Genomic DNA, 24,721 nt, shown 5'->3' with positions numbered 1-24,721 from the left:
CAGAGTTGCAGCACACTGCTGTGACATTACGGGAACGGGGCACACATGAGCTTTCCCCAGTCGTTTCTAGACGACCTGCGGGCGCGGGTGGGACTGGCGGATGTCGTCGGTACATCGGTGAAGCTGATCAAACGCGGCCGGGAATATTCCGGGCTGTGCCCGTTCCATTCTGAAAAATCCCCGTCCTTTACGGTCAATGAGCAAAAGGGTTTCTATCACTGCTTTGGTTGTGGGGCGCATGGCGATGTCATCAGCTTTGTGATGAATACCCGTGGCCTGACCTTTATCGAGGCGGTCGAGGTGCTGGCCAATCAGGTCGGCATGGAAGTCCCCAAGCAATCCCGCGAAGCCCAGGAACGCGAACAGAAAGCCAAAACCCTTTACGAGGTCATGGAGGCAGCCTGTGCGTTTTTCGAACGCATGTTGCGCATGCCCGAAGGCAAGGAGGGGCTTGATTACTTCCATCAGCGCGGGCTCGATGACAAGACGATATCCGACTTCCGGCTGGGCTATGCCCCGGACAGTCGCGGGGCGCTGAAGGCAGCGCTCAAGCGCGAAGATATCGATGAAAAACTGATGATCGAGGCCGGGCTTCTGATCGAGCCTGAAGATGGCAAGCGGCAAAGCTATGACCGCTTTCGGGGGCGGGTCATGTTCCCGATCCTGGATCGCCGTGGACGGGTGGTGGCCTTTGGCGGGCGCGTCATGGGTGATGGCAAGCCGAAATACCTCAACAGCCCGGATACGCCGCTGTTTCACAAGGGGCGTTTGCTTTATGGCCTTCCACAGGCACGTGAAGCATCGCAACAGGATGCGCCGATTATTGTTACCGAGGGCTATATGGATGTGATTGCCCTGCACCGTGCGGGCTTTCGCGGGGCGGTGGCACCACTTGGAACCGCGGTGACCGAAGAACAGATTGGCGAACTTTGGAAAATGACCAACGAGCCGATCCTGTGTCTGGATGGCGATGTTGCCGGTAAGCGCGCAGCGGTGCGTGCCGCAGAACGCGCACTGCCGATTTTGCGCCCGGGCAAGTCATTGCTGTTTTCGATCCTGCCCGAGGGTGAAGACCCAGACAGCCTGATGGCAGCCCCGGATGGCTTTAACAGTTTTCGCAAGATCATCGAACATGCCGTGCCGTTGGCCGAGCTTGTCTGGCGCATGGATGCGGGCACGCACAAGATTGACACCCCGGAACGTCGTGCTGCGCTCGAGGCGACGATAAATCAACGCATCTCCGTGATTGCTGATGAAGCGGTGCGGTCGCAATACAATTCGTTTTTCCGCGACCGTATCTGGAAGCTGTTCAAGGGGGATCGGGGCGGAAAGCCCGCAAACCGGTCGGGAAATTCGGGCAATTTCCAAAATAAAAAATCCGGATGGGGTGGCAAACGCGGAAAAAATGACCATTTCTGGGGTCCGGCCGGTAAAGCGGTTCCGGGCATGTCGCGACCACCCATGCAAAAGAAGCGTGACCTGCAAGACTCCATTCTTTTGCTGACATTGATCAACCATCCTGCCTTGCATGATGAGATTGGTGAACAGCTGGGAATCTATAGTTGTGCAGACTCCGCGCTTGACAATCTTCGTCGGGCCGTCTTAAAGCTGCTTGACGATGATCCTGGACTTGATTGCGAAACGATCAAGGCCCAATTGGAGCGCGACGGGCTGTCAGAGACAGTTTTGCGGGTGGTTAGTGCCGATGTTATAGCGCACGCTGCTTTCGCCAAGCCCGAAACGCCGCTCGAACGGGCCCTGACGGGTTGGAAACAGGTTTTTTCCATGGCTGTAAGCTCCCTGGAGGACGAAGAGGCAAAATACGCCGTCCGACAGTTGGCAGCAGATACCAGCGAGGAGGAATGGGAAAGATTTTCTCACAGACGAGAGGATCTGGCCCGACGCCGGGAGAAAGTGTTTAAGCTCGACGACTGATCATTGATCACGTGTGTGGTCTGGATCAGCGATCGGGCTATTTGTGATTTGCGCTGAAAGACACGGCGCTTGGGACAACAACGGTACGAACGTACCCAGCGGGAAACGGGGAATAGATGTCGTCTAAGACTTCGAACGCTGAAGAGAAAAAGAACTCTTCTGAAAACGCAGACGGACCTCTTCTCGATACATATAAGTCGGCCATAAAAAAGCTCATTGCCAAGGGCAAGGAGAAGGGCCACATCTCGGTCGATGAGTTGAACGCGGCCCTGCCATCCGAGCATTTCTCTTCGGAGCAGATCGAAGACGTGATGAGCAATCTCAACGAGATGGGCATCAATGTCATCGATGGCGATGAAGCCGACGACAATGACGACAACGACGATTCCGATGCTGATCCGCGTGGCAACATCTCCGAAGATGATGTTGGCCGGACCGATGATCCGGTGCGCATGTATCTGCGCGAAATGGGCAGTGTTGAACTGCTGTCGCGCGAAGGCGAAATCGCCATTGCCAAACGTATCGAAGCCGGTCGCGACATGATGATTGGCGGGATTTGCGAAAGCCCGCTGACCATTCGTGCGATTGTGAACTGGCATGACCAGCTTCAGGCTGGCGAACTTTTGCTGCGTGACGTCATTGACCTTGAAACCACCTATGGCGGTGGCCCGGAAGCGGAAATTGCCGCGGCCGAAGGTGAAGACGAAGAAGATACCGACGTCGATGCAGAGGCAGATGTCGAAAGCTTCGAGTCAGCCAATGACGACGATGACGAAGAAGCCGAGACCGAAACCCCGGCCGGCCTCACCGATGAGGCCGAGGAAGACGAGGACGAAGAGGACGACGAGTCTGAAAAGTCCGAGGATGAAGAGGGTGAGGCCAGGGCTGACGGCGACGATGATGACGACGATGACGAGAACGAACAGGTCAACGTTTCGCTTTCCAAAATGGAAGAGGAACTGACCGAGCAGGTTCTCGAGAAGTTCGAACTGATCGCCAAGACCTACGAGAAATTGCACAAGGCGCAGGAACAGCGTCTGGTGGCAATGAACAAGGGCGAGGCCGTTCCGGCCGCGACCGAAAAGCGCTATAACAAGCTCAAGAACGAGATGGTTGACCTGATGGAAGATGTTCACCTGAACAACTTCCGTATTGAGGAACTTCTCGATCACCTGACCGGTTTGAACAACCGTCTCCTCGGCCTTGAAGGCAAGCTTCTGCGCTTTGCCGACCGTTGCAAGATCAAACGCCCCGATTTCATCAAACAGTATCAGGGCCATGAACTTGACCCGAACTGGATGGAACGTGTTGGCGGTTTGCCGGGCAAGGGCTGGAAAACCTTTGTTGAACGCTATTCCGAAGAAATCGCCAACCTGCGCGAAGGCATTGGTGGTGTTTCGGCCGAGGTCGGTTTGCCGGTTGGCGAATTCCGCCGCGTTTACGGCGTGGTCAACAAGGGCGAACGCGAAGCCGGTCGTGCGAAAAAGGAAATGATCGAGGCCAACCTGCGTCTCGTGATCTCGATCGCCAAGAAATACACCAACCGTGGTCTTCAGTTCCTTGACCTGATTCAGGAAGGCAACATTGGCCTGATGAAGGCGGTGGACAAATTCGAGTACCGCCGTGGGTACAAGTTCTCGACCTATGCGACCTGGTGGATCCGTCAGGCGATCACGCGTTCGATCGCCGATCAGGCGCGCACCATCCGTATTCCGGTTCACATGATAGAGACCATCAACAAGCTGGTCCGTACCTCGCGCCAGATGTTGCATGAAATCGGCCGTGAGCCGACCCCGGAAGAGCTGGCAGAAAAACTCCAGATGCCGCTTGAGAAGGTCCGCAAGGTTCTGAAAATTGCCAAGGAGCCGATCTCGCTCGAAACCCCGATCGGGGACGAGGAAGACAGCCATCTTGGCGATTTCATCGAAGACAAGAACGCCGTTCAGCCGCTTGATGCTGCGATCCAGGCCAACCTGCGTGAAACCACCACGCGCGTTCTGGCATCGCTCACCCCGCGTGAAGAACGTGTTCTGCGTATGCGTTTCGGGATCGGCATGAACACCGACCACACCCTCGAAGAGGTTGGTCAGCAGTTCTCCGTGACCCGTGAACGTATCCGTCAGATCGAAGCAAAAGCGCTGCGCAAGCTTAAGCATCCGTCGCGCTCGCGCAAACTGCGTTCATTCCTCGATTATTAAGAAATTACGCGACGTTCGGGCTTGACCTTGGCCGGAAAATCGCTAGTTTTCGGGACCGCACCGGATCACCGGTGCGGTCTTTTCTTTACCCGGACATTTGTCTTGGGGGCCCGTAGCTCAATTGGTTAGAGCCGACCGCTCATAACGGTCTGGTTGGGGGTTCAAGTCCCTCCGGGCCTACCATTTTTGTTGTCGAGTGCCACAAAAGTTGAAATTTTCGCCAGAGAAGATGAAATTCTCGCCGGAAATGATGAAACTGGCACTCGACAATGCCCTTTGGGGGCAAAATAGCCTTCTATAGGTGAGGCTACATTTCCGTAATCATAATTCATATCTCTGTTGGTCGAATTGCTCGTCAGATTCTTATTAGCCGCTTCCCTTGCATTTCTGTAGGTGAATATTCGGTCCCGATCTGATGACGTCTAGGGACAAATTCTGCCTTTTTCGGGAGAAGGTTTCTTCGAGTCCCTACCGATTCCCAAACCTCTGAAAATTTTGATGCCGAAATAATTGTCCTAGGCAAAATTTTTTTGATCTCAATATCGGAGCGTCTGAGAGAACGTTCTGGCTTTTTGTCGCGCTATATTCTGAATCTTGAATAGGAGGCTGATACGACTATTACAATGTATCAACCTCTCGAAATTGACGATGAACACTGCAATTTCCCATCCTGTCTTTTCGCAAAATGCAAAAAGACATTGTATCGCTACCTTCTCAAAAAAATACCAGTTCACGCATAAAAAACGCCCATCGAACCGGCTCAGAAAATTGTGAGTGGTGTGGGTAAGGTCGTATGGAAATGAGGGGGGCTTGACCTTTAAGTGGTCAGTCGGAAACATTCTTTCCAACGAAAACAACTCATGAGGCCCAAAACGCAAAAACCGCCCCAGAATGTCTGAGACGGTTGGTTACGTCGCTAAAGCGATAAGATGTGAGAAGTCTCTCCTTTAGCACGTTCCCTACGCTCAGGCAAGCACTGCGTGTCAAGCACGCCACAGGACTACTTTGCCTAAATTCAGCGATGAGGAGAATGATATGCATAAGCCAGGACGGAGGGTAGTAACCCCCAGTAAAGGCCGCGTCGTAGGCCGTTTCTTTAGCAGCAGGAACAGGCGTTCAGTTCCATGGGAATCTCAGCTCGAACGGGATTGCATGAGAATTTTGGATGTCCTGCCCGAGGTGGAAGCGTACTGGTCGCAGCCGGGCGGGTTCATCTACGAGTTTGCTGGGAAACAGCGGATTTACTACCCGGATATCGAGGTCAAAACTCGCACGGGACGTAAATTCATCGAGGTCAAGCCAAACGACAAACTATTGAAAGGTGACACATTCGATAGGTTTGAAGTCATCCGGCTGGTGCTTCAGGGTGAGGGATATTCTTTCGAAGTGTGGACAGAAGATCAAATTCGCCCAGAGCCGTTGGTCTCAAACGTTGATCTCCTGCAACCTTATCGTCTGCTAGGTGGAACAATATATTCCACCATTTCGATCGCACGTGCCTTCGGCGGAAGAAAACGCATATCAATCGGCGAACTTGCGCGGCAAATAAGTGCGGATAATGCATTTGAGGCCGTACTGCCTTACATCGCGGAAGGCAAGCTGTGTGTCGATCTCAACAAGCCTATAACCGCGGATAGCCTTGTATGGTTTTACGACGGGGAGATCGAACAATGACAATGATCCATATTCCCGTGAACTCTCGAGTTCGTTTAGACGAGGCAGTTTATAAAGTCACCTGCCACACCGAAACCGGTGAACTGAACCTCACATGTTGTCAAACAGGTAAGCCTCTTCTGATCTCCACGCGCGAACTGGTGGAAAAAATCATCGACGGTGAAGCGTCAATAGAGCAGCAAGTTCCTGAAACGATGCTCAAGTTAAAAGGTCAAATTGAAAAACGGTTTGATGCTTTTAATGAGAGGGACAAGGCAGTTGCGCGCGAACGGCTAAGTTATGTTAAAAAAGTCGATGAGCATCTTGCCGAAAGCAACTTAACAACCGCCATAAATGACGTGATCCAGAGCGCAGTGACGGGCGGGATTTCCATGCCGCCAAGTTTCACAGCAATTTGGAGATGGTATGATGCCTGGATCAAAGGTGGGCGGAACATCACGGCTCTTCTTCCACGGCACCATGTGAAGGGGCGACGACCGACATGTCTGTGCAACCGGTCGTTTGAAATACTTCAGGAAGTTATCGAGGATCACTACCTCATCCGAACCCCGAAGACGAAACTCGATGTTTTCAAGCTGTTTAAAGGCCGGTTGGTAAAAGAAAACAAACTTCACCCAGAAGCTGGGCGTATGCATGTACCCTCGGCGCGAAGCATCTACCGTTTTCTTGCAGGGCTCAATCCCTATGAAGTGATGGCAGCCCAGAAAGGACGAAAAGAAGCTGACAAGGTTTTTGCCGCTGTCGGAACTGGCGTCGGTGCGAGATTTCCTTTGCACATTGTGCAAGTGGATCATCACTTGATGGACATCATCCTGAGGCTTCAGTCAGGGCGGGTTATTGGAAGGCCTTGGTTAACAGTCGCTTTGGACCTTTACAGTCGAATGCCTGTTGGGTTCTACATTAGCTTTGAAGCGCCGAGCTATGTTTCTGTCATGCATTGCTTGAAGCATGCAATCCTTCCCAAAGAGCAATATCTCGAACAAGTATTGTCGCAAGTCAAAGCCCAACCAGGTACCATGATGGACTCTAAATTCTCATCAGAGTGGCCGTGTTTTGGTTTGATGGACACTTTGGTTCTCGACAATGGTCTGGAGTTCCACTCGCAAGATTTGCAGGACAGTTGCAGTCAGCTAGGTGTTTCACTGGAATATAATCCGGCTCGAACACCTCATTATAAGGGCGCAGTTGAACGCTTCTTCGGAACGTTAAACACGAAGCTGATCCATGCCTTGCCCGGCACAACATTTTCCAATCCAGAACAAAGAGGTGACTATCCGTCTGAGGATGCCGCCTGTTTAACAATTGAGGATTTGGAGTTCCTGCTGACGAAATTCATCGTCGATGATTATGCGGTTACAGTTCATTCGACGCTGGATCAGTTTCCGCTGGAGAAATGGCAGGACGGCGTGCAGAAGCATCCGGTTCGTTTCATCTCCGATCAGCAAGACCTGTCTGTATTGCTGTTCAAGGTTAAGCTAAAAAAGCTGACCCGAGCCGGTATCAAGATCATGGGATTGAGCTATCAGTCGGATGCCGTGCAGTTGCTTCGGCAGCGTCTGATGAAAAATGGATCAGGGAAGAATGTAAACCCGAACGTTCGCGTCAAATTTGATCCCGAGGACTTGTCGACGATCTTTGTCGAGGACCCTCATGCGAAGGTTTTCCTCCCAGTCACATGCATTTACGAGACATATGCGTCGCAACTATCGATTTGGCGTCATCGCATTATTCGCAAAGCGATGCTTAAGCAAAAGCTCGACCTGAGAAAATCCTCGGAAGATGAATTTCTCGAAGTGCGGCAGTCATTGTTCGAAGTGGCTGAAGATCTCATTAAAAGTCGCCAAAAAAGGAAACGCAAGGCGGCCAACCGTGTCAGCAGCGAGGAAAGGAAAGCCGGCAACAATAATGGTCCGCTGCCTGCTTCGGACGCGGCTGCTGAAGATGATAATGACGATGTCATGCCAGATACCGAATTCACTTCACCATTTCAGTCGCCTGAAGAACTTGACGAGGAATTGAAACGACGGGGATGGAGGTCTTCTCGTGCGGGAAGGCAAAACCGTGATGGGGGCGAAGCTGATGCATGAGTTCGAGAAACTTCTTACCGAAGAGCAGGCTATTAAACTTGCAGCATTTCGGGATCGCAGGATTGCACATGATGCCTTTCAGGATGCGCTGACCAAAATTGCGAATTTCCATCAAACAGGACGTCATGCTGCCCGGCCAGGAATTCTGACAATGGTAGGTGAAACAGGAGCTGGTAAGACCTCCATCATTGAGGATTACTGCAATCTTCACAACGAGAGCGGCCAATTCAAGAAGGTACTGTTCGTTATTGTACCTGAGAGTTGTACGATCAAGAACCTTGCAGCGAGCATACTCATGGCTCTAGGAGACCTGTCGAGTGTGAAAGGCACCCGGCAGGACATGGAGCTTCGGATCAAAGACTACGTTGATCGCACGGGTGTCGAGATGCTGATCTTTGATGAGTTTCAGCATCTGACCAACCGCGGGAGTGCAAAACGACAGTACGATGCGGCAGACTGGTTAAAAACTCAGGTAGAGATATTGCGCAAACCGATCGTGTTTGCGGGGCTGCCTGAAGTTCATAACATTTTCGCACTGAACCCACAGCTTGAGACGAGAAGAAACGGCAAGATCGGCATTGTGCCCTTTGATCTTGATACGGACGAAAACCGCAGATCCGTCTTCCTATTCTTTCATATGCTGAACAAGCACTTGCCACTCCCAAGGCCTGAATTGTCCGCTTTGAATGATCCGAGCGCGATCAAATATGTGGTCGACGAGAATAAAGGACTTCTCGGTCACATGATGAAAGCTGTCTATCGTGCGACCGAGAAAGCAGTGATTGAGGGAGATGAGACACTCCGGTTTCGCCATCTACAAGATGCTGTGCAGGAATTGGGACCTGTGACCTTCGAGGTTGGGCAAGCAACGATCCGTCCTGGGAAAAAGAAGAAACCAAGGGACAAAGATGGAGGAAAGGCCAATATCTATGACCTCCTCTAGATCCCTCCTTTTTAAATCGCCCCCGATCCAAAACGAGAGTCTGGTCGGCTATCTGATCAGAATAGCCGAACTGAACCGGTATCCACGCATGTCTTGGATCGGAAACTTGGCCGGGGTTAATCTCACGGAAGAAACCTTGTCCAAGATGAGTAACCGTCTCGGGCGCTTAGCTAAAGTTGTTGGCGCTTCGGATGCGGAGATGAAGTCCCTCTGCTACTACGTAAGTGCGAAGGGAAACAATCTACACGTTATCCTGTCGATGGGAGAAATTATCCCCAAACAATACCTTTATTGGCCAAGTCAACGTGTCTGTTTTTCATGCTTGCGCGAAAAAGGCTTCGTTTCGGGTTTGTGGGATCTGAAAGCCGTTACGCACTGTCCGGAACATGGTGAATTGTTGCGTGACGCCTGTCCTGCTTGCAAGGAGCCCGTAACTTTCAACAGGGGGCGCATAGCCCCCTGTCTACCCGGGTGTCAGTATAGAGGTCACGGAAGTGAGTGCTCGGACTCAGTCAGAGCACTCATGCAACTCATCTCTAACAAGTTCCTTGGTACCAAATTCGATTTGACCGAGTTTGGTTTCCCGAAACAGATTGTGGATGGCGATCTTTATATGCTCCTGCAGACGATATCCTTCTTGGCGATGCGCTCTTGGCGTGGAGAAGGTGATATCGACCATGGATGGTTGGAAGCAAGACCTGAAAACATGATTGAAAAGATGGATCATGCTTCCGGCGCATTGGTTAATTGGCCCTCCGGGTATTTCAAATTCCTCGATGATATATGTGCGGGTAAAGGTGCGCCGAATGGTGCAATTGTGATGCACTGGATGTTCGGTGGTTTTTACAAAAGCCTGGTTTCACAGCAAAAGGAGTTGGGGTTCCTGTTTGACGGGCTTCAGGATTACATGAACCGTCGACTGAATGATCGCATTTTGACAGGCAGAGGGTGTCCTTCTGTACTTAAGAAGCGTGATCGACGGATTTATGTGCCGGGCTTTATTGCTCGAAAGCAATTGGGCGTTGGTCGCCAGGAATTCAAACGCCTTGTCGACCGGCATTACCTTCAGAGCAAACCCTTCGACACCAGCTATGGTAAGATGATCTGCGTGCATCGTGACAGTGTGCGGGAATATGGCGAAACCAGATCGCGTTTTGTCGGAAGAAAGGAGCTTTCAGAAGAGCTCGGTCTGTCCCTTCACTCGCTCTACAGTCTGAGTGCCGCGAGCATTCTTAATCCATTTCATTCGCCCGAAAAGGACGGCTGGCCAAAGTGGTGGTATGACAGGCAAGCCGTCGATGACTGGTTGGATGGTTTGCGAGAAAACGCCAAGCGACCGGCTACAGGTAAAAGAACGATCCAGTTATCTAGAGCTGTCGCCAAGTACAATCATATGGGCCTGACCTATAGCAAATTATTCAATGCCATAAATCACGGGGCTCTGAGATTATATCGTCGGCGATTGGATACTGAAAATCTGCTGGATTATTATTCCTTGGACGAGGCTCAACTGAGTAAGTGGTACCTCGCTCGCGGCTAGATATGTGGCATCGGTTTTCACATAGCAAGCATTCGCTAGTTGGAAATATCTGAGCTTTGAATAGCTTTTTTTGACGATCCTTATTCGTCTATTTGTCAATAAATCCATATCTTATTGTTGAGTTTGTCCAAAAAATGCTTGGGCTATTCATGCTTATTGGCGGAATTGTTGTATATGCAGTCGTTAAAAAATCTGCCTGAACTTTTCACGACATCACCATCGTCGCGGCAGATTATTTCCTATGCACTAAAGACGAACAGAGTGAGATGGCTGGCGCGCGGGCTATATACCAAGGATATAGATACACCGCTCAAGGACTATGTGCGCCGTCACCTTTGGGAAATCGTCTCAAAGCTATACTCAGAACCTGTTCTTGACGGGCGTACAGCCCTTCAGAATGGGCCAGCCAATGATGGGTGCATATTTCTCGTCACCTCAACTGGCCAGAATACTGTTCTGCCTGGTTTGACCATTTATGTTCGCCGTGGGCATGCGCCGCTCTCAGACGACACCAGAACCAGAAACGGCGTATGTATCCCGAGCCCGGCACGCGCCCTGATCGAAAATATGGTTCCGTCCCGTGCCTCTTCGCGGCATGTCGCGCGAACATATAACCAGTATGAACTCGAGGCGTATCTAGAAGCCTATTTGGAGCGGTATGGGGAAGACGGCCTAAGCCGGTTGCGCGGTCAGGTATCTGCGGTCGCACAGCAGTTGGGAATGACACAGGAAGCTGAAAAGCTTGATCAACTCATTGGTGCCCTGCTCGGTGTAAATAATGTTCTCCCAGAAGCAGGCAGACGAACAAACAGGGGCGAATCCCGGATTGATGCCGATCGTGTGGTTCTGTTTGAAAAGCTTTTTACGGCACTGCACGAGTTCATCCCCTCAGATCGCCCAGTCTCTGCCATAAACCCAGCCAAAAATGAGTTGAGTGCTTTCTATGAGGCTTACTTTTCTAATTTCATTGAGGGAATTAAGTTCGACGTAGAGGAGGCGCGGGACATCATCTTTACAAACAAGATTCCCGAGGGGCGCTTAGAGGATGCTAAGGGCCTTTTCGGGACGTGGCAGGTGGTTTCCGGTGCGGCACACATGTCTTCGCCCCCTACGAGCTTTGACGCCTTTATTCGCCAATTAAGAACAGATCACGCTAGCGTCATGCAGGGGCATTCAGGCAAGAACCCTGGTGTGTTCAAGGCCAAAGCCAACATGGCAGGAGACTATGTATTTGTGTCTCCCGAAAAGGTGACGGGCACCTTGGAAGAGGGATTTGCCATGCTTGATGAGCTTAAGGGTGGATTTAGGCGTGGCGTGTTTGCCATGTTCCTGATCAGTGAGGTGCATCCCTTCGATGATGGCAATGGACGGATGGCACGCATTGCCATGAACAGAGAAATGTCGGCTGACAATCAGTCGAGAGCTATAATCCCCCCAGTATTTCGAGATACATATTTTGCTGGTTTGAGAAGTATGTCCCGAATGGGAAATGCAACGGCCTTGATCCGTGTGCTTGATTTTGCTCAGCTTTGGACATCTGAGGTGCTGTGGCAGGATTGGGCTGAAACGCGCAGCATTCTTGAGGCATGTAATGCGTTTCTGGAGCCGGAAGAGGCGAATGAGCACTATCTGCGCCTTGAGCGTCCGCGATAGGTTCGTCGTGTGCCGTAGGCCGGATGCGGGCTCAATTCAAACTAGGGAGTGCAGTAAAGTCAGGTTCGGTTGACTAGATGATTTCTCGTCCTACAGCAGGAGATGCTTCCAGCCATTCACTGTGTGCGTTTGCTTGCGCAAGTGCTTCTGGGTTTGTAGCGGCCAGAAGGTCGTCCAGCGAGTAACAAGGTGTGTTTCCCTGACGAAGTAGGAGTACGCCATCTTGCACTGACGCAAAAAGGGTCTGTCCCTCTTTAAGGTTCAGCCTGGAAACCAGATCATTTGGCAATGTGAGAGCGAATTCACCATCTCGCTTTGAAATTTTACAGGGATACATTTTGGGGTCTCACTGCTCAAACGTTCACGCCAGAACGGGTCAGATAGTCGGAGATGCTTTTGGGTTTTAAGCGTTCGGTCAATAGAGCCACGTTGGCTGAAGGCTTCAACGGTTTGCCTCAAATTCATGCTGGATGAAAATGGCTGAAGCTCAACCTTGTGAAGAGATGATAGCATTTCCGGTGCTTGATGACCAATTTTCATGCGCAAAGAGATGCGAGCTTCGTGCGGCACGCAAGCAGGGTTTTGTGGTAAAGTGGAGCCTGTCAGGAAAGCTTGCTGTTCCAAATTGAAGTATGGTCAGCGACGGAGAGTATGAGGATCATGTCAACTTCTTCGGACAAGACGAAACTGCGCGATGCTATTGATGCAGCGAGAGAACGGGGACGCAAACTGTCCGCCGAGATACTTACCGGTGAGGAAATGAAGACCTCTGAGGAGTTTGCTGCGCTGCTAGGAGTTTCTGTCGCAACTGTGAACGGTAAGCGACGTCGCGGGGAGTTGTTGGGTATCAATGGTGCAGTGAAAGGATATCGTTTTCCTATCTGGCAGCTCAACAAAGACGGAAAACCATACGGGATACTTAACGAACTGCATGCTCGTTTGGGCAAGCCTTGGGCAGTTTATCGATTTCTGAAAATGTCGCATGGCGAACTGGATGGGTTGACCGGCCTGCAGGCGCTACAACGCAATACGGATGAAGAGGTTCTTTGGGTTGTAGAGAGCTTTTTGCGGGATTTTAGTTAATCCGGTAGTTAACTATTTTATCGGTGGCTGTGACGATCTTATAAAGATTCCATAGGTTCTCAGAATATCAAGCCCTTAGTTCTGAGGAAACCAGTCAAGAATGTTGAGTTGACTAAATCTTGAGCCATTCAATGAAATCAGTTCGCTGGTTGTAAATGCCTCTAAGTGCATCTTTTACAACTGAAGGTCGGTTGGTTACATTTACTACGATAGTGTCCATTGCACGAGTTAGAGGAATCATCAACCATTGTGCTGCGTAGTTTGCCGCAAGTTCTTCCCTTGTCTCGAAGAGTCCTCCAGGGTCCTCAGACAAAGCTAACCATTGTTCGCGTTTGTAATCATATAAATCGTCGATGGCGTAATTGATTACTGCCCAGCCTTCAAGTCCACGACAAGAGTCATACTGTACGATCCTCAGAGCATCACGTTCTGTTGGATAGAATTCACGGACGTCGATTGATGAGGCGTCCCAGACCGCTCCTCCATTCTGTTGAATTGTATGTCCGGGAATTGAGTATGCATGTTCATCTTCGTGGACTACTAATGACGGCGGAACGCATGCAAGCAGGTCTACAGGATAGTTTCCGAGCTTTGAGGCCTGTTCCATTGTCTGATTTAGCAATGCAGTGCGAGTGGCCATATCGCCCTCGACAATGATTACGCGGCCCCCATTGGCATCTGGGTTGGGCTCTAAGTCCCAGTTTTGAAGGCCGAAAGATTTTGCGCAATCTTGTACAAAGTGCGCTAGGTTTGCCTTCATCCGAAGGCATCTACGTAAACGACGAGGCCTCAACTGCTCTCGTGCAAGTCCTGATGACCAATCGGCTACAGATGCTCTTACGTACTGATCCACACCGTCCGCAACAACAATATGTTCAGGTGGATACACAGCTCGCAGAATTTCAATTTCGTTTGTTGGCCAATCTTGTCCTTCATCAATAAAGATTAGCTCCCATGAGAATTCCTCCGTATTCTTTTCTAGGAGGTTCGCCAGATCCTGAGAGGAAAGGGCGCCGCTGCGAATGTAGTTAAGAAGAGTATCTTTATGTTCTTCATATCGTGTCAAAAAATCATCGTAAGTCGTAATGATACCCAATTCATGCATTAGACGTCCAATGAATGCATGAACTGTGTCTATTCTAATTCCACCTTTCCCGATTTGATGTGGTACACCGAGTAATGCCATTGTGCGCCTCATGTCTGCGACAAGAGCTTTATTGTAGGTTAGCACAAGTGATCGCATCCGGTTGCTGTCATATGCACGATAGGCCATCTGAAGAAGGAGGACTGTCTTCCCAACTCCTCCCCTCCCACGGAATACGATTTGTTTGCGCATCAGGTCATCAAGCCAAGCTTCCGGCAATGCTGCCTTCACGATGCGATCCATTCTTCTTCGGTCGAGTGGTGTGGGCTCCATAGTTTGAAGCAAAGTGCTTTCTTGGGAAAAAATTGAGTTGAAGACTTCTTCCGACCCGAAGCTAAGGGTAACGTTACGGTTATTGTTCACCGGAGAAGACACTTGGCCCAGAACGTTTAGGATGCGTTCGAAGCTTGTATCGATTCCAAAGCAGTTGTGTGGTCGCTTAGGGAGATCAACCTCGGCTAGCCCGGAAAAGAAAATCAGATCTTGGAGATAGATTTTCGGCACTCCGTTCCGTGCAAGGTACCTTTTGAGTTCGAATACCTGCTGCCGGGCCTTCTCGGTCACGCACTCCCAGCCTCTGGGATACCTTACCGAAGCAACCTTGTCGTCGAACCTAACACCGGTCGCATCGTGTGATTTGGCCTCAATGACAAGGGCGAAGTTGCGCACCGAAGCGCGCCGCGGAACGAAAGGCTCGCCCTCGCGCGGATAGAATTTGAACTCAATGTCGAACTGGCGTGGCTCGGAGAACTGGCCCACCACAAAAAGGTCGATATCTTCGATCGGATGTCCGTAGAGCTTAAGGCCAACGAAAATCTTCACATGATCTTGGGGGTGCTGGCTGAGGTCGGGCCAGACGGCAAGCAGTTGCTTGCGCAAATGCTGTGCTGCCTCGTATTCCTTCCCTTCGCCGACGCCAACTAGTTCTATCATCTATTTCAACCGGTAATCTGCTGGTATATGGTGCGCGTTGCCGTTGGAAGGTTCCCCCGTATGACGAGTTCATTCTCGACAATCACCTGGTACTCAGTGCCGCTGTCGCGAAATTCAGCTATCGCTGGATCAGCGGGATGACCTGTCGTCAATGGCCCCGAAAGCGCAATGACGAATTTCCGCCCTTTGCACTCAGCGAGAATTGGAGCAGTTACTGACTTTCCATTCCCATAGGAGATTTTTGGCTCAGCCTCGAATGTCGCCAGCCCCTCGTCGCGCCGGAGGAGATCGTTCAACAACAAGGCTGTAGATCGCTTGAGGCGTTCAGCATTGAATCCCGGATTCTGTCCTGTCAGCAGATACTCCAGCAGTTCAGCGCCTACATGCCTGTCGAGCAGGCGATGTTCGAATTTGTTCTTGAAGCTCCGCAAACAGCGGTAGCACGAAGCGTCACAGTCCTCGGGGCAGGTTTTCAGCAACTGGAGTGCGTGCTGGAACAACTCAAGTCCGCGATCTGCAAACTGACTCGCAAAGCCCGCGCCGCCAGGAAGCGTATCATAGAGAAAGATCTCTGCTTCCAGCCCGCTTTTGCCCGCAGGAGTGAGCGCAGGTCGATACTCGGCCATCAACTCGCCAGGCTCTATCTCCAGTATCTGGCATGCCGCCTTGGCAAGTGCTTCGCTGACAGTTCGTAGCGCGACATCTGTTGAATAGTGCCCCGGCTTCAGCTTGAGCGGTGCGGCGACGCGCATTGAGAACAACGCGATGTCAGTGATGAAATCGGTCCCAAGCACCAAGTGGCGTGTCGGTCCAATTCCATCACACATGAGTTTGTCATCATCATCCGGATAAGGCTTACGGTGGGGCGCCGCCAGAATCGGCGAAGGGGTGTTGCTCGCTTCTATTCGTCCGCATTTGATACAGTAGTTGTATCCTTCTTGCTTCGGACCCGTATTCGACACCAGGAGGTGCCGCCGGGTTTTTAGGCTACGGATGCGCTCATTGGCTTCGGACCAACCGTCATCGTCTCCAGGCGTGTCCATCGTCAATTTCGCTCGGGTGGCGTAACTGGTTTCCGGAATTTCGTCGGGAGACGTCATCTCCTCAACACCCACCGGGTGCGCAAATCCCGGTGGCCGCATCCAGTAGCGAGCGGGTCCAAACGTGTTTTCGCTACCGCATGCTTCGCAATCAGTCGTCTCATTTCGGACCATTTCACCCGCTTCGAACGTCTTGGCGAAACCACACTCGCTGCATTCCATATAGAGACGCTTGCTCTCCCAAGCATGGAAGCGGTCGTCCTTCATCACCGAATATATGGCCCCCGAGGTGTAGCACTTACCCGAGATCCAGACCTGTTTGTCCGGCGCATACTGGGAAAGCGCTATCGGCAAGCCCTGTGACGGAGCGAACTTCATGATGTGGCGATGACGGGACGATCGGTCGCGATCGAACACATGGAAGGTCGCAACGTCCGTAGGAAAGGCGTATCGCGGTAACTTCCCGCAATAAAGGAGGCGGTCCAGCATCTTGCCGGGGTTGGAAGCCTGCTGAGGATGTTCTTCTCCTTCCTCGGCCGCTTCTTCATCACCGTCAGTATCGTCGACATCTTCATCCTCAGTCTCATCCTCTTCACCGGGACCAGGGGCGATGGCCTTGTCCACAGCTTGAAGGCAATCACTGAGGAACTCACCGAGGAGAAGGGCCCGATCGTCTTCGGATAGCTGTTCAGGAATCCACCCGGCTATCCGGGAACGCAACGCCTCCTCGCTAGCGGCGAGCCATGCGGCGAAGTCGTCTCGATTTAAGAGTGAATCCGCCTTCCGAAAGCCGGATACGCTTCCGAGAACCGAAAACAGGTCGTGTGGTTGGTTCGGGTCGATAATGGGAAGACGATCTTGGTGATAGTTCTGAAGGAGGAACGCACGGATGTGACGGCGCACGATCTCAATGTTGTCCAATGTCAATTTCGGGTCGACGACATCTCCCCGGATCATCTCATCTGGCTGGGAGAAATAGTGCTCATCATGGCTGTCTGCGCTCCCAAACGCGACGACTGTGGCCACAGCATTGCCGCGGCGGCCTGCGCGGCCTGCCCGCTGCTGATAGTTGGCGCGTCCGGGTGGCATATTCCGCAGGGCCACGCCGGACAAGGCTCCGAGGTCGATACCGACTTCCATAGTCGTCGTGCTGGACAAAATGTCGATTGCGGTGGAACGGCCTCCAAGACCGCTCCCACTCAGCGCGATATCCTGGAACAAGAGCTCATTTTCTTCTGCCTTGGAGAACACGTCTTCGTTTTGCGGTGCGTTGAGTTGGGCAGTGTGTTCAGCGGCAATGAGAGCCATCGGCTGTCGCGGCGGGTCCTCAAGTGCCTGCGTAACCGGTTTGCGATAAAAACCTTTGCGCGCAAGAAAGACCGGGTCGGCTTCTGGATCAAGGGCGGAGACGGTATTACTTCCGCAGTCAAGGCAATTTTCAATGCCCGGGATAGGACGATGGACCGACTTGCAACTCGAGCAATGCAACCAGGCACCTTCAAACTGGAGCGAGAGCTCGCTGCCGTTCAGGCAACGATACCCACTTTCCACTGATTGCGTGAACCACTTGAATAGTTCAGGCGACCAGCTATCCCAAAAGACCTTCCTGGCGGCCTTATCGTCTATGACGGATTCAATCGCCCTGATCTTGGCTTTCGGGTTTCGCGGCTTGACACGAAATCCTTCTGATGGCGGGCGATTAATCCAAGTTCCCGGCATTTGGGCAAGCCTGAAGCCGTTGTTGTTCCAACATCGCAGCCAGTAGCGCGCAAGCGCCAGCTTGGCCTCATCGGTTTCAGCGACTCCCGATATCGGCGGTAAGCCCAAGATCTTTTTTGTGTGAGATTCGCTTTCTTTCAACGTTGCCAGCGCTAGGGATTCCATCCCCCAAAACCTATCAGTCAATGTCGTCAGCATACTGCTCAGCAGCGATTCCGGTGGGTGGTGTTGCCGAATTTTCAGCAGCAGGCTCAACAAGGTTGTCGGATCATCCAGGTCATCTTGGCGAACTGCCTCGTCTACAACTTCTTCTGCATCAAAGTTTTCCCCGCCCCGCATTTCGGGACGCAGGCGCACGTTCAACCGTTTGGATGCGAGCAACACACCAAAATATAGATCGTCTAGATTCAGGTGCGGACGAATTGCATCCTGTTCCTTGAGCCAGTTGAAGCCACTGATGATCAGGGGGCGGAGAGAATCTCGCTCGGAATACATCTGCAGGTTTGGTGCGAGACGAGCTGCCACTTGTCGGGAGTCAGAGAAGGTGAGCACTTTGCGGCCGCGCAGAGGAGCAAATGGTGTCGCTTCCTGTGGCCCTGGAGGCTGAATTTGGATTTGTCGGGCGAGTAACGCCTGAAAGGGCTGGTCACCCTTGGTTTGATGGTCCTGCACATAGCTTCGCCCAAATCGCGCGGTCTTGCCGCAAACCGCACACGGAGTGAACTGGCCGCGCGACTCGAAGCTGTTGTCGTTCTCATTCTCGTCGTCGGCGGTATCGTTGAGTCGATCCTGACGGATGAAGACCGTTCGCATGCGCGGTCCGGGTGTGAGCGGATTCAGTTGCCCTGTTTCCAGATCGTAGTCGGCCGGTTCGGCGCCATCGTCGTGCGCAGGGTGCTCGAGAAGCAAGTCGATAGGTAGCAACGGGCTTGTCTCTCCACTCGCCATGCGCAACTGGGATCCCGGCTCGGACCAGAGAGCACGCGGTGAATCGACGTCGTCGGTATAGGCGCGAGCGTAAGCAGTTCCGCAATTGCGGCAGGTGAACAACTCAAGGACCCGGGCACCACAACCGCATTCTTCCGATGGCTGCGAGTACATCTTTCCGCAGATGCCATCACGTTGATCCTCGGAGAGCTCGCTGCAGTCGGGGTCCATACAGACCCAAAGACCGGGAAGGCCTCTAAAGAAGTTGTGTATGCGGCATGGTAGAAGTCCGGGCAAGTTTGGCTCCGGCCTCGCCACACTGCCGAGAGCCATGAGGGCAGTGACGGCTTCCTCGACCATTTTGGGTGGAACACCACCCGCAAACAGAAAAGTGCCGAGTTCGGCGATAGGCCGGGCTTCCTCCATCGTCGCATTGATCAGGGCACACATTGGAGGGAAGGATTTCAACGCATCGAAGAGCCCGCGTTCTGTCGATTTCGCCCCCTTGATGCCTCGGTAGTCGAGCAACGGCGTAATAAATGCCAGCTTGGAATCCTCAGAATCCGCATCGTAGAATGCATTCAGATCAATCCCGGATAAGGCTTCGGCGTCCTCCAACGTTCCCTTCCCGGCACCTTCCTTGAGATCGAGTGTGCCTTCGATTGGGACGAAGGTATCAGCCGGGACGCCGGAGAGCTGCGATCCAAACGCCGGGGCATAGTCGGCATCTTTGAAACTCGCTGTCGCGCAGATAACCCGGAACCGGTCTTCCGGGATACCGATCCGGTCCCGCAACCGTCTTAGCAGCAATCCCACTTCTGCGCCGGCGGCGCCGCGATAGAGGTGGGCCTCGTCGAGCACTATCAGAAAGGTCTCGTTCGGGTTGTCAGCAAGCCACTCACGTGTCCTGTCAAAGATTGCTCTCTCAATCGGCCGCATGAGCATGTATTCGAGCATCGAGTAGTTCGTGACGAGCAGGTCAGGCGGCGCGGCATGGACTTCGTGTCGCGTCAGAAGTTCGGAGTCATCAGGTAGCGTAACCGCCCTGACGAATTCTCCCGTCTTCCGGTCTTGCCAGGCGCTGCCCTTTTCCCCGAACCAAGCTTCAAGATCGGGTTTTGCGGGCCATTTGCCGCGATCCTTCAAGGCGGTCAGCAGTTCAACAGCTTGTGCTTTCTCTTCAGCATCGTCGCTGTCCGCACGCTTGAGCACGTTGACGTAGAAGCTGTCGAAGGATTGTAGCCGCGACGAATCCTTCTTCGACGTGCGAATGCCCGCATACGGTGTTCGGCTTGTATATCGGGCAAATCGAGGTGGGCGGCCACACCACTCCTTGAAGGACCTGACAAGGCGCGGGTCGCCCAGCAAGGCACGAAGTCGCCCCAACTGGTCGTTTACGAGCGCATTCATCGGATACATTATCAGCGCCCGCATCGCGGGCTGCTCAGCGAAAACACTGGGACGTGTTTGCGCTTCCTGCGCAAACTTACCCAGGATTGGAAGAAGGAAAGATTCGGTCTTTCCGGAACCAGTCCCGGTCATAATGACCAAGTTTTTTCCGTCGATTAAATTGTGACGAAGTGACTCCGCCTGATGCTTGTATGGAGGATCGTAGATCAACCGCGGAAGGCCCTCGCTCGGAGAACTCAATCGTGAAAAGAGCGTCTGCGCGGCAGGCGGTAGTCCGACCATCGAGCCGAATGTATCGCCCGTTTGGTATTTAGGTGTCGATTCGAGATAAGGGACACGATGAATGACACCGTCACGTTCAAGAAGGTGTTGCCGCTGCGCAATCAATGACGGAGCGCTAATATGGTACGTGGCCTCGATATAGTCACTCAGTGAGCCACGAAGGCTATCGATCGTATCTTTTATCGTCTGCATTCTCTGGCCCCCCCCTGGGTTACTTAATTTTATATTCTTGCCAGCCACAAGTTCTCCACGAGATTTTTTTCTTCGTCTTCAACTTCCCCCGGAAGCATTTCATATGCAAACAGGCTGTTTTTGCCCGGTCTTTCTTGGCCAAACATTATTAGTCGTCGATGCACCCAAAGGGGCAATGGCGAGAAGAAGTCAAAACGGACAGTGCCATTGGCAATGCTTCGTTTGTATTTTTGGGGTTGCCCCTTAGTGTAGTCAATCGCCATTTGAAGGTACCATGCGGCATCACATCCACGCCAGCGATAGTGTTTTGGGGGGAGATCAATTATTCGCTGTAGGTTGCCGTTGGATAATTCTACAAAGCTCCAAAGTGGTGCTCCGAATTCTTGTGGCCTTCTCGCTATGTAAGTTCCTGTATGATCATGTGGGGTACACCATCGGCCTCTGTAGTAAGTGACCTCGCGAGAATGGTCGAGTATTTCAAGGCCAGATATCGGGCCGCACGCACTCTGTGCTTCCAGTTGTTTTTTAAACCAATCTACTAATTTTTCTGGATTCTGTGGTGTGGGGGATTTTAACCACACCGTCTCAGGCAACGGATTTAGTCCCAGAGCAGTCAACTGTTTGGCTAAATCTTCTCCTGATTTGGGAAGGATGTAACGTGAAGTACCAGAGTAAGTCACCCGTTGGTCGAGGTGTTCTGGCAATAGATTATATTGGTCGGGGGCGATACCGATGAGATAGGCGGTTCCGTTGTGGCGAATTGCAAAAGATGGTGGCGCTGCAAATACCCATGTTCCTTTGATTTCAGGATCTTCGGTTGCAACTTCAGATAATTCCAATAGATCGCCTGCGATGAGCATGGTTTCGATTAAATTCTCTAACCGATCAGCAAGTGTGCTGGGATCTGCAGTATGTAATGATGCAAGGCTATCCGTAAGCGCATGCTTAAGTGCGGTTTTTGAGCATGGACAAAATATACCCGCTGCACGGCGTAAAAGGCCGGCCAATAAAATGTCATCGAGTTCGTCCCGTTCGTCTCTTAGACCAAGTGACGCTCGACAGTAGGCTAAAACCTCATCTGCAGTAAGTTGGTTGATCGTCACTCCCACCTCGGCAGTAGTTCTGGATATCGATCGTCGGTGCAGGCGTGGCTTAGTGCAACAAACCTAGCGCCTCGAAGTAAAAGCGGTTTCTCCATCAGACGTTTGAGAAGAACTGGTAGTTTGTCTCGATAAAGGAGTGGCACTTCGTGTGGTCGACTAGCGATGTCGACTGCTAGTGTACAAAGAGTTTGGTCGGAGCAAACTCCATATCGAGCGGACAATTCGATGTACCAGTTTGTGATGGCCTTTCTTCTTGAAGTTATATTCTTGGCATCGCGACGCAACACGGCGGGAAAGCCACCTCTGTGCTCAAGCATTGATTGTAGCTGATCGAACCCTGTTTCCCGGTCAACATTTCTCATGAAGGCGGCTTCTGCCCGTCCCCAACTTCGTCCGGCGAGTGCACCGTAGAGGCGAGTTGTCAAGCCAGTCATAACCTGAGCCCGCCGCGTGTTTGCCAGGAAACCGGCTAGCCGTGCGGACCGCCAGAAATTCAATATTCTCATGTGCTTAATGATGGATTTAGGGCTATTGGAAATACGGTCATAAACTGGTTGAACACCCAGCCCCCCTAAGCCGCTGCTGGAGAGCCCTGTACTGATGACAACCAAGTCTCGGAACTTGCCGTGTTGGGAGAAAAATAGTCCTCCAGGAGGCGCAACGACAAAACCCCTGACCGCGCTTGCAGGATCAATGCACGTGATTTTGTTTGGTGTTTCCATGCTTAGAAAACAGCATTTTGGCTCTGTTCTTTCTTGACCTGTATCGTCGACAAGCCTGAGATTTATAGCATCACAGTGATTGCGCAAAACCCAGTGGACTGGCAGCAAATCGTGATCAAATCGGGTTATGAACCGTCCGAGTTCTTGTCCCTCAATAATAAGGTAGCCGGAAGCGGCTTCTAGATATCTCCACTCAGCATTTTCCCGCCTTAGGAACTCTAGAAATCGCTTCTTCCAAATTTCCGGGAAAATAGGCAAATCCATGGTGGGGCATACTTGGGCCCTGTAGATTTCATCGCCTTTGGCATTTTCGAGGCTTACATAAGGTGTAACCTGACGACCTTCGGGACCGAAAACCGTCAGATCTAACTCATTCTCCCAGAACACATCTAAAGTAGCGTCATGAGGGTTGCGTGTGACTATAAGACCTACATGGGATGTAGTCCCAGTTATCCACGGCTCAGGTTCTCGCACTCTTAGTTCCAGATAGCCTTCATGTGTGGAAGGAACGCCTATGCTATCAATAGTCGCGGCGCTACGATGAGCCTGGACTGTGAGGAGATGTGTTCCCTCGGTTAGTTTTGGTAACTGAATGAAAGTTGGCTCTCCTGGACGAGGAGCCTGAAAGATTGAAGTTGAACTATGGTCAAGTGTGACAAGGTAGGAGTCAACTTGATGATCGGAAGCGATACCGAAACATGGCTTCTCAATTGTCAACCATTCGCTCTGTCCTTCTCCATCCCAGTGCCTAGCGGAGAGGCCTGCAGGCCAGATATGGATGGTCCTGGCTAGCTCTAGATTCAATGCTTGTAACCACTGTATCTGCTCAGGGGTAACTTCGGAAGGTAACGAAAATCTGATGGCGAAGATGTCGCCGCAGTCAATGGTACAATTGATTGCGCATTCTGGTAGGTCTTCAAACTTGTTTTGTGATGTAAGAATGTAATCATAGCCGGGGCGCACTAGGTGGCTGGCAATTTCGCGGGCAATACCGTCACGGCCTATGCGAAAGAGCCAAATTGGCCCGGGGCTCATTCGACATTGACTAGAAAGGAGATAATCAACGGCTTTGTTAGAGGACTCAAAGTTGATCAGCGGTTTACTTGGGTCGGGCCATACTTTGAGAGCAGCACGGCGATTGCCAGATAGAATCCAATCAGATGGTCGTCTGACATTATCACCATTTAACCGTGAACGAGTTTGTCGAAGAAATTGGCGGATGTCTGGGTTAAGCGCAGCAACTCCCCTAAAATTGGGGATGTCCATAATAAGAGTCCAGTGCCCGCCGCCAGAGTATCGCAAGCGCAAATCGGGACGAATATCAGGTCCTTTTGCATGCTGAATTCGGTCTGCGGAAGGTCCGTATTTGTTCGGGAACTGTGGAATTTGGCCTTGACCAATACCTTTAAATCGATCAGCCACGACGCGACTTGTCTCTCTTAGCCAGTCACGTGCATCTCGCATTTTTTCAAGGTCTGTAACTATTCGCGTAAGAGTCGTGGGCAGAAGTGGAGCTTGTCCTTGGATAGACTTTTCGTGAAGCAAAGCAAGAACAATGCGACCAACCAGTTCTTCTTGTTGGAGAAATTGCTCGAAACGTGTCGACGTATGATACGCGTTGTTGGCGACTAGTCTTCCTAGTGCAACTGGCTCAATCGTAGCGAGGTTGGCGAACTTAAATCTTAAATCGTATAACGTTCGCGCAAACTGCTGTTGTAAATAGCGTGGTAACACAGCATGGGTTATCGGCCAGGCGATAATCCTAAAATGTGATGCCCACAGACCGGAGGGAATTACTCCGTTATACCTTGACTGAAATTTTGAAAACCAAGTCGAAACTCGATATCGATCATTATAGTTCCATCCTGGTGTAGCTTCTTCGAAAGATTTCCAATATTCCCCGCCTTCGTAAGTATAGCCTTTTTCAGCGGCATAAATTGTCCACAATAGCCAGTGCGGTGCTAGTCGAAGGCCGTTATTTAACCGTGAATGAAGTTGTTTCGCAATTTCTTCTAAATCATCATCGGATAGGCCATGTTCTAAAGCAAAGATAGGAAAGCTAGAATTTGCCCGATGCTCAGCAAGCGACCTGAAGTGCCGTTCCATCTTCTCCTGCCACTGATCGAGAACCATGAC

The 24,721-nt window shown here is 51.6% G+C and carries 12 protein-coding genes and 1 tRNA gene; 9 read left to right on the top strand and 4 right to left on the bottom strand.

What is annotated here, in order from left to right:
* Positions 1-45 precede the first annotated feature (45 nt).
* From dnaG to FHI25_RS01830, 9 genes are all read left to right on the top strand, one after another.
* The gene (gene dnaG / locus FHI25_RS01870; protein WP_210514504.1) at positions 46-1,935 is read left to right on the top strand and encodes a DNA primase; all 1,890 of its coding nucleotides are present in this window, start codon (positions 46-48) and stop codon (positions 1,933-1,935) included.
* A 116-nt stretch (positions 1,936-2,051) separates the two neighbouring features.
* A complete protein-coding gene (rpoD, locus tag FHI25_RS01865; protein WP_210514502.1) occupies positions 2,052-4,133 on the top strand; it encodes an RNA polymerase sigma factor RpoD in 2,082 nt (693 codons plus the stop codon).
* Positions 4,134-4,239: 106 nt separating this feature from the next.
* Positions 4,240-4,316: transfer RNA gene (locus tag FHI25_RS01860), tRNA-Ile, on the top strand.
* A gap of 969 nt (positions 4,317-5,285) precedes the next feature.
* Positions 5,286-5,807 (top strand): TnsA endonuclease N-terminal domain-containing protein, encoded by a 522-nt coding sequence (locus FHI25_RS01855; RefSeq protein ID WP_210514500.1) that lies wholly within the window; start codon positions 5,286-5,288, stop codon positions 5,805-5,807.
* Entirely contained in the window at positions 5,804-7,894 is a 2,091-nt protein-coding gene (locus tag FHI25_RS01850) for a Mu transposase C-terminal domain-containing protein (protein ID WP_210514498.1), read from the top strand. Before FHI25_RS01855 ends, FHI25_RS01850 begins: the two co-directional genes overlap by 4 nt.
* Complete coding sequence (locus FHI25_RS01845; RefSeq protein WP_210514496.1) at positions 7,851-8,837, top strand: TniB family NTP-binding protein; 987 nt, start codon at positions 7,851-7,853, stop codon at positions 8,835-8,837. Before FHI25_RS01850 ends, FHI25_RS01845 begins: the two co-directional genes overlap by 44 nt.
* 523 nt (positions 8,838-9,360) lie before the next feature.
* Positions 9,361-10,377: a hypothetical protein gene (locus tag FHI25_RS01840; protein WP_246878859.1), complete on the top strand. Its 1,017-nt coding sequence runs from the start codon at positions 9,361-9,363 to the stop codon at positions 10,375-10,377.
* Between the two features lie 174 nt (positions 10,378-10,551).
* Complete coding sequence (locus FHI25_RS01835; protein WP_210514492.1) at positions 10,552-12,030, top strand: Fic family protein; 1,479 nt, start codon at positions 10,552-10,554, stop codon at positions 12,028-12,030.
* 660 nt (positions 12,031-12,690) lie between these two features.
* Positions 12,691-13,113, top strand: coding sequence for a hypothetical protein (locus tag FHI25_RS01830; RefSeq protein ID WP_210514490.1), 423 nt, complete (start codon positions 12,691-12,693; stop codon positions 13,111-13,113).
* Positions 13,114-13,225: 112 nt separating this feature from the next.
* Here the strand turns inward: FHI25_RS01830 and FHI25_RS01825 are convergent, their stop codons facing one another.
* From FHI25_RS01825 to FHI25_RS01810, 4 genes are read right to left on the bottom strand one after another with little or no spacing between them, the layout of a single operon-like run.
* Entirely contained in the window at positions 13,226-15,190 is a 1,965-nt protein-coding gene (locus tag FHI25_RS01825) for an AAA family ATPase (RefSeq protein WP_210514488.1), read from the bottom strand.
* A 5-nt stretch (positions 15,191-15,195) separates the two neighbouring features.
* Positions 15,196-20,760, bottom strand: a complete 5,565-nt coding sequence (locus FHI25_RS01820; RefSeq protein ID WP_210514486.1) for a DEAD/DEAH box helicase — start codon at positions 20,758-20,760, stop codon at positions 15,196-15,198.
* A 29-nt stretch (positions 20,761-20,789) separates the two neighbouring features.
* The gene (locus FHI25_RS01815) at positions 20,790-21,863 is read right to left on the bottom strand and encodes a hypothetical protein (RefSeq protein WP_210514483.1); all 1,074 of its coding nucleotides are present in this window, start codon (positions 21,861-21,863) and stop codon (positions 20,790-20,792) included.
* The gene (locus FHI25_RS01810) at positions 21,860-24,718 is read right to left on the bottom strand and encodes a hypothetical protein (RefSeq protein ID WP_210514481.1); all 2,859 of its coding nucleotides are present in this window, start codon (positions 24,716-24,718) and stop codon (positions 21,860-21,862) included. Before FHI25_RS01810 ends, FHI25_RS01815 begins: the two co-directional genes overlap by 4 nt.
* Positions 24,719-24,721 lie beyond the last annotated feature (3 nt).

It is taken from the genome of Thalassospira sp. ER-Se-21-Dark, from assembly GCF_017922435.1.
In the GTDB taxonomy this organism is placed as follows: domain Bacteria; phylum Pseudomonadota; class Alphaproteobacteria; order Rhodospirillales; family Thalassospiraceae; genus Thalassospira.
The sequence above is the reverse complement of the archived record's forward strand: the minus strand, read 5'-3'. Positions and strand labels throughout refer to the sequence as shown.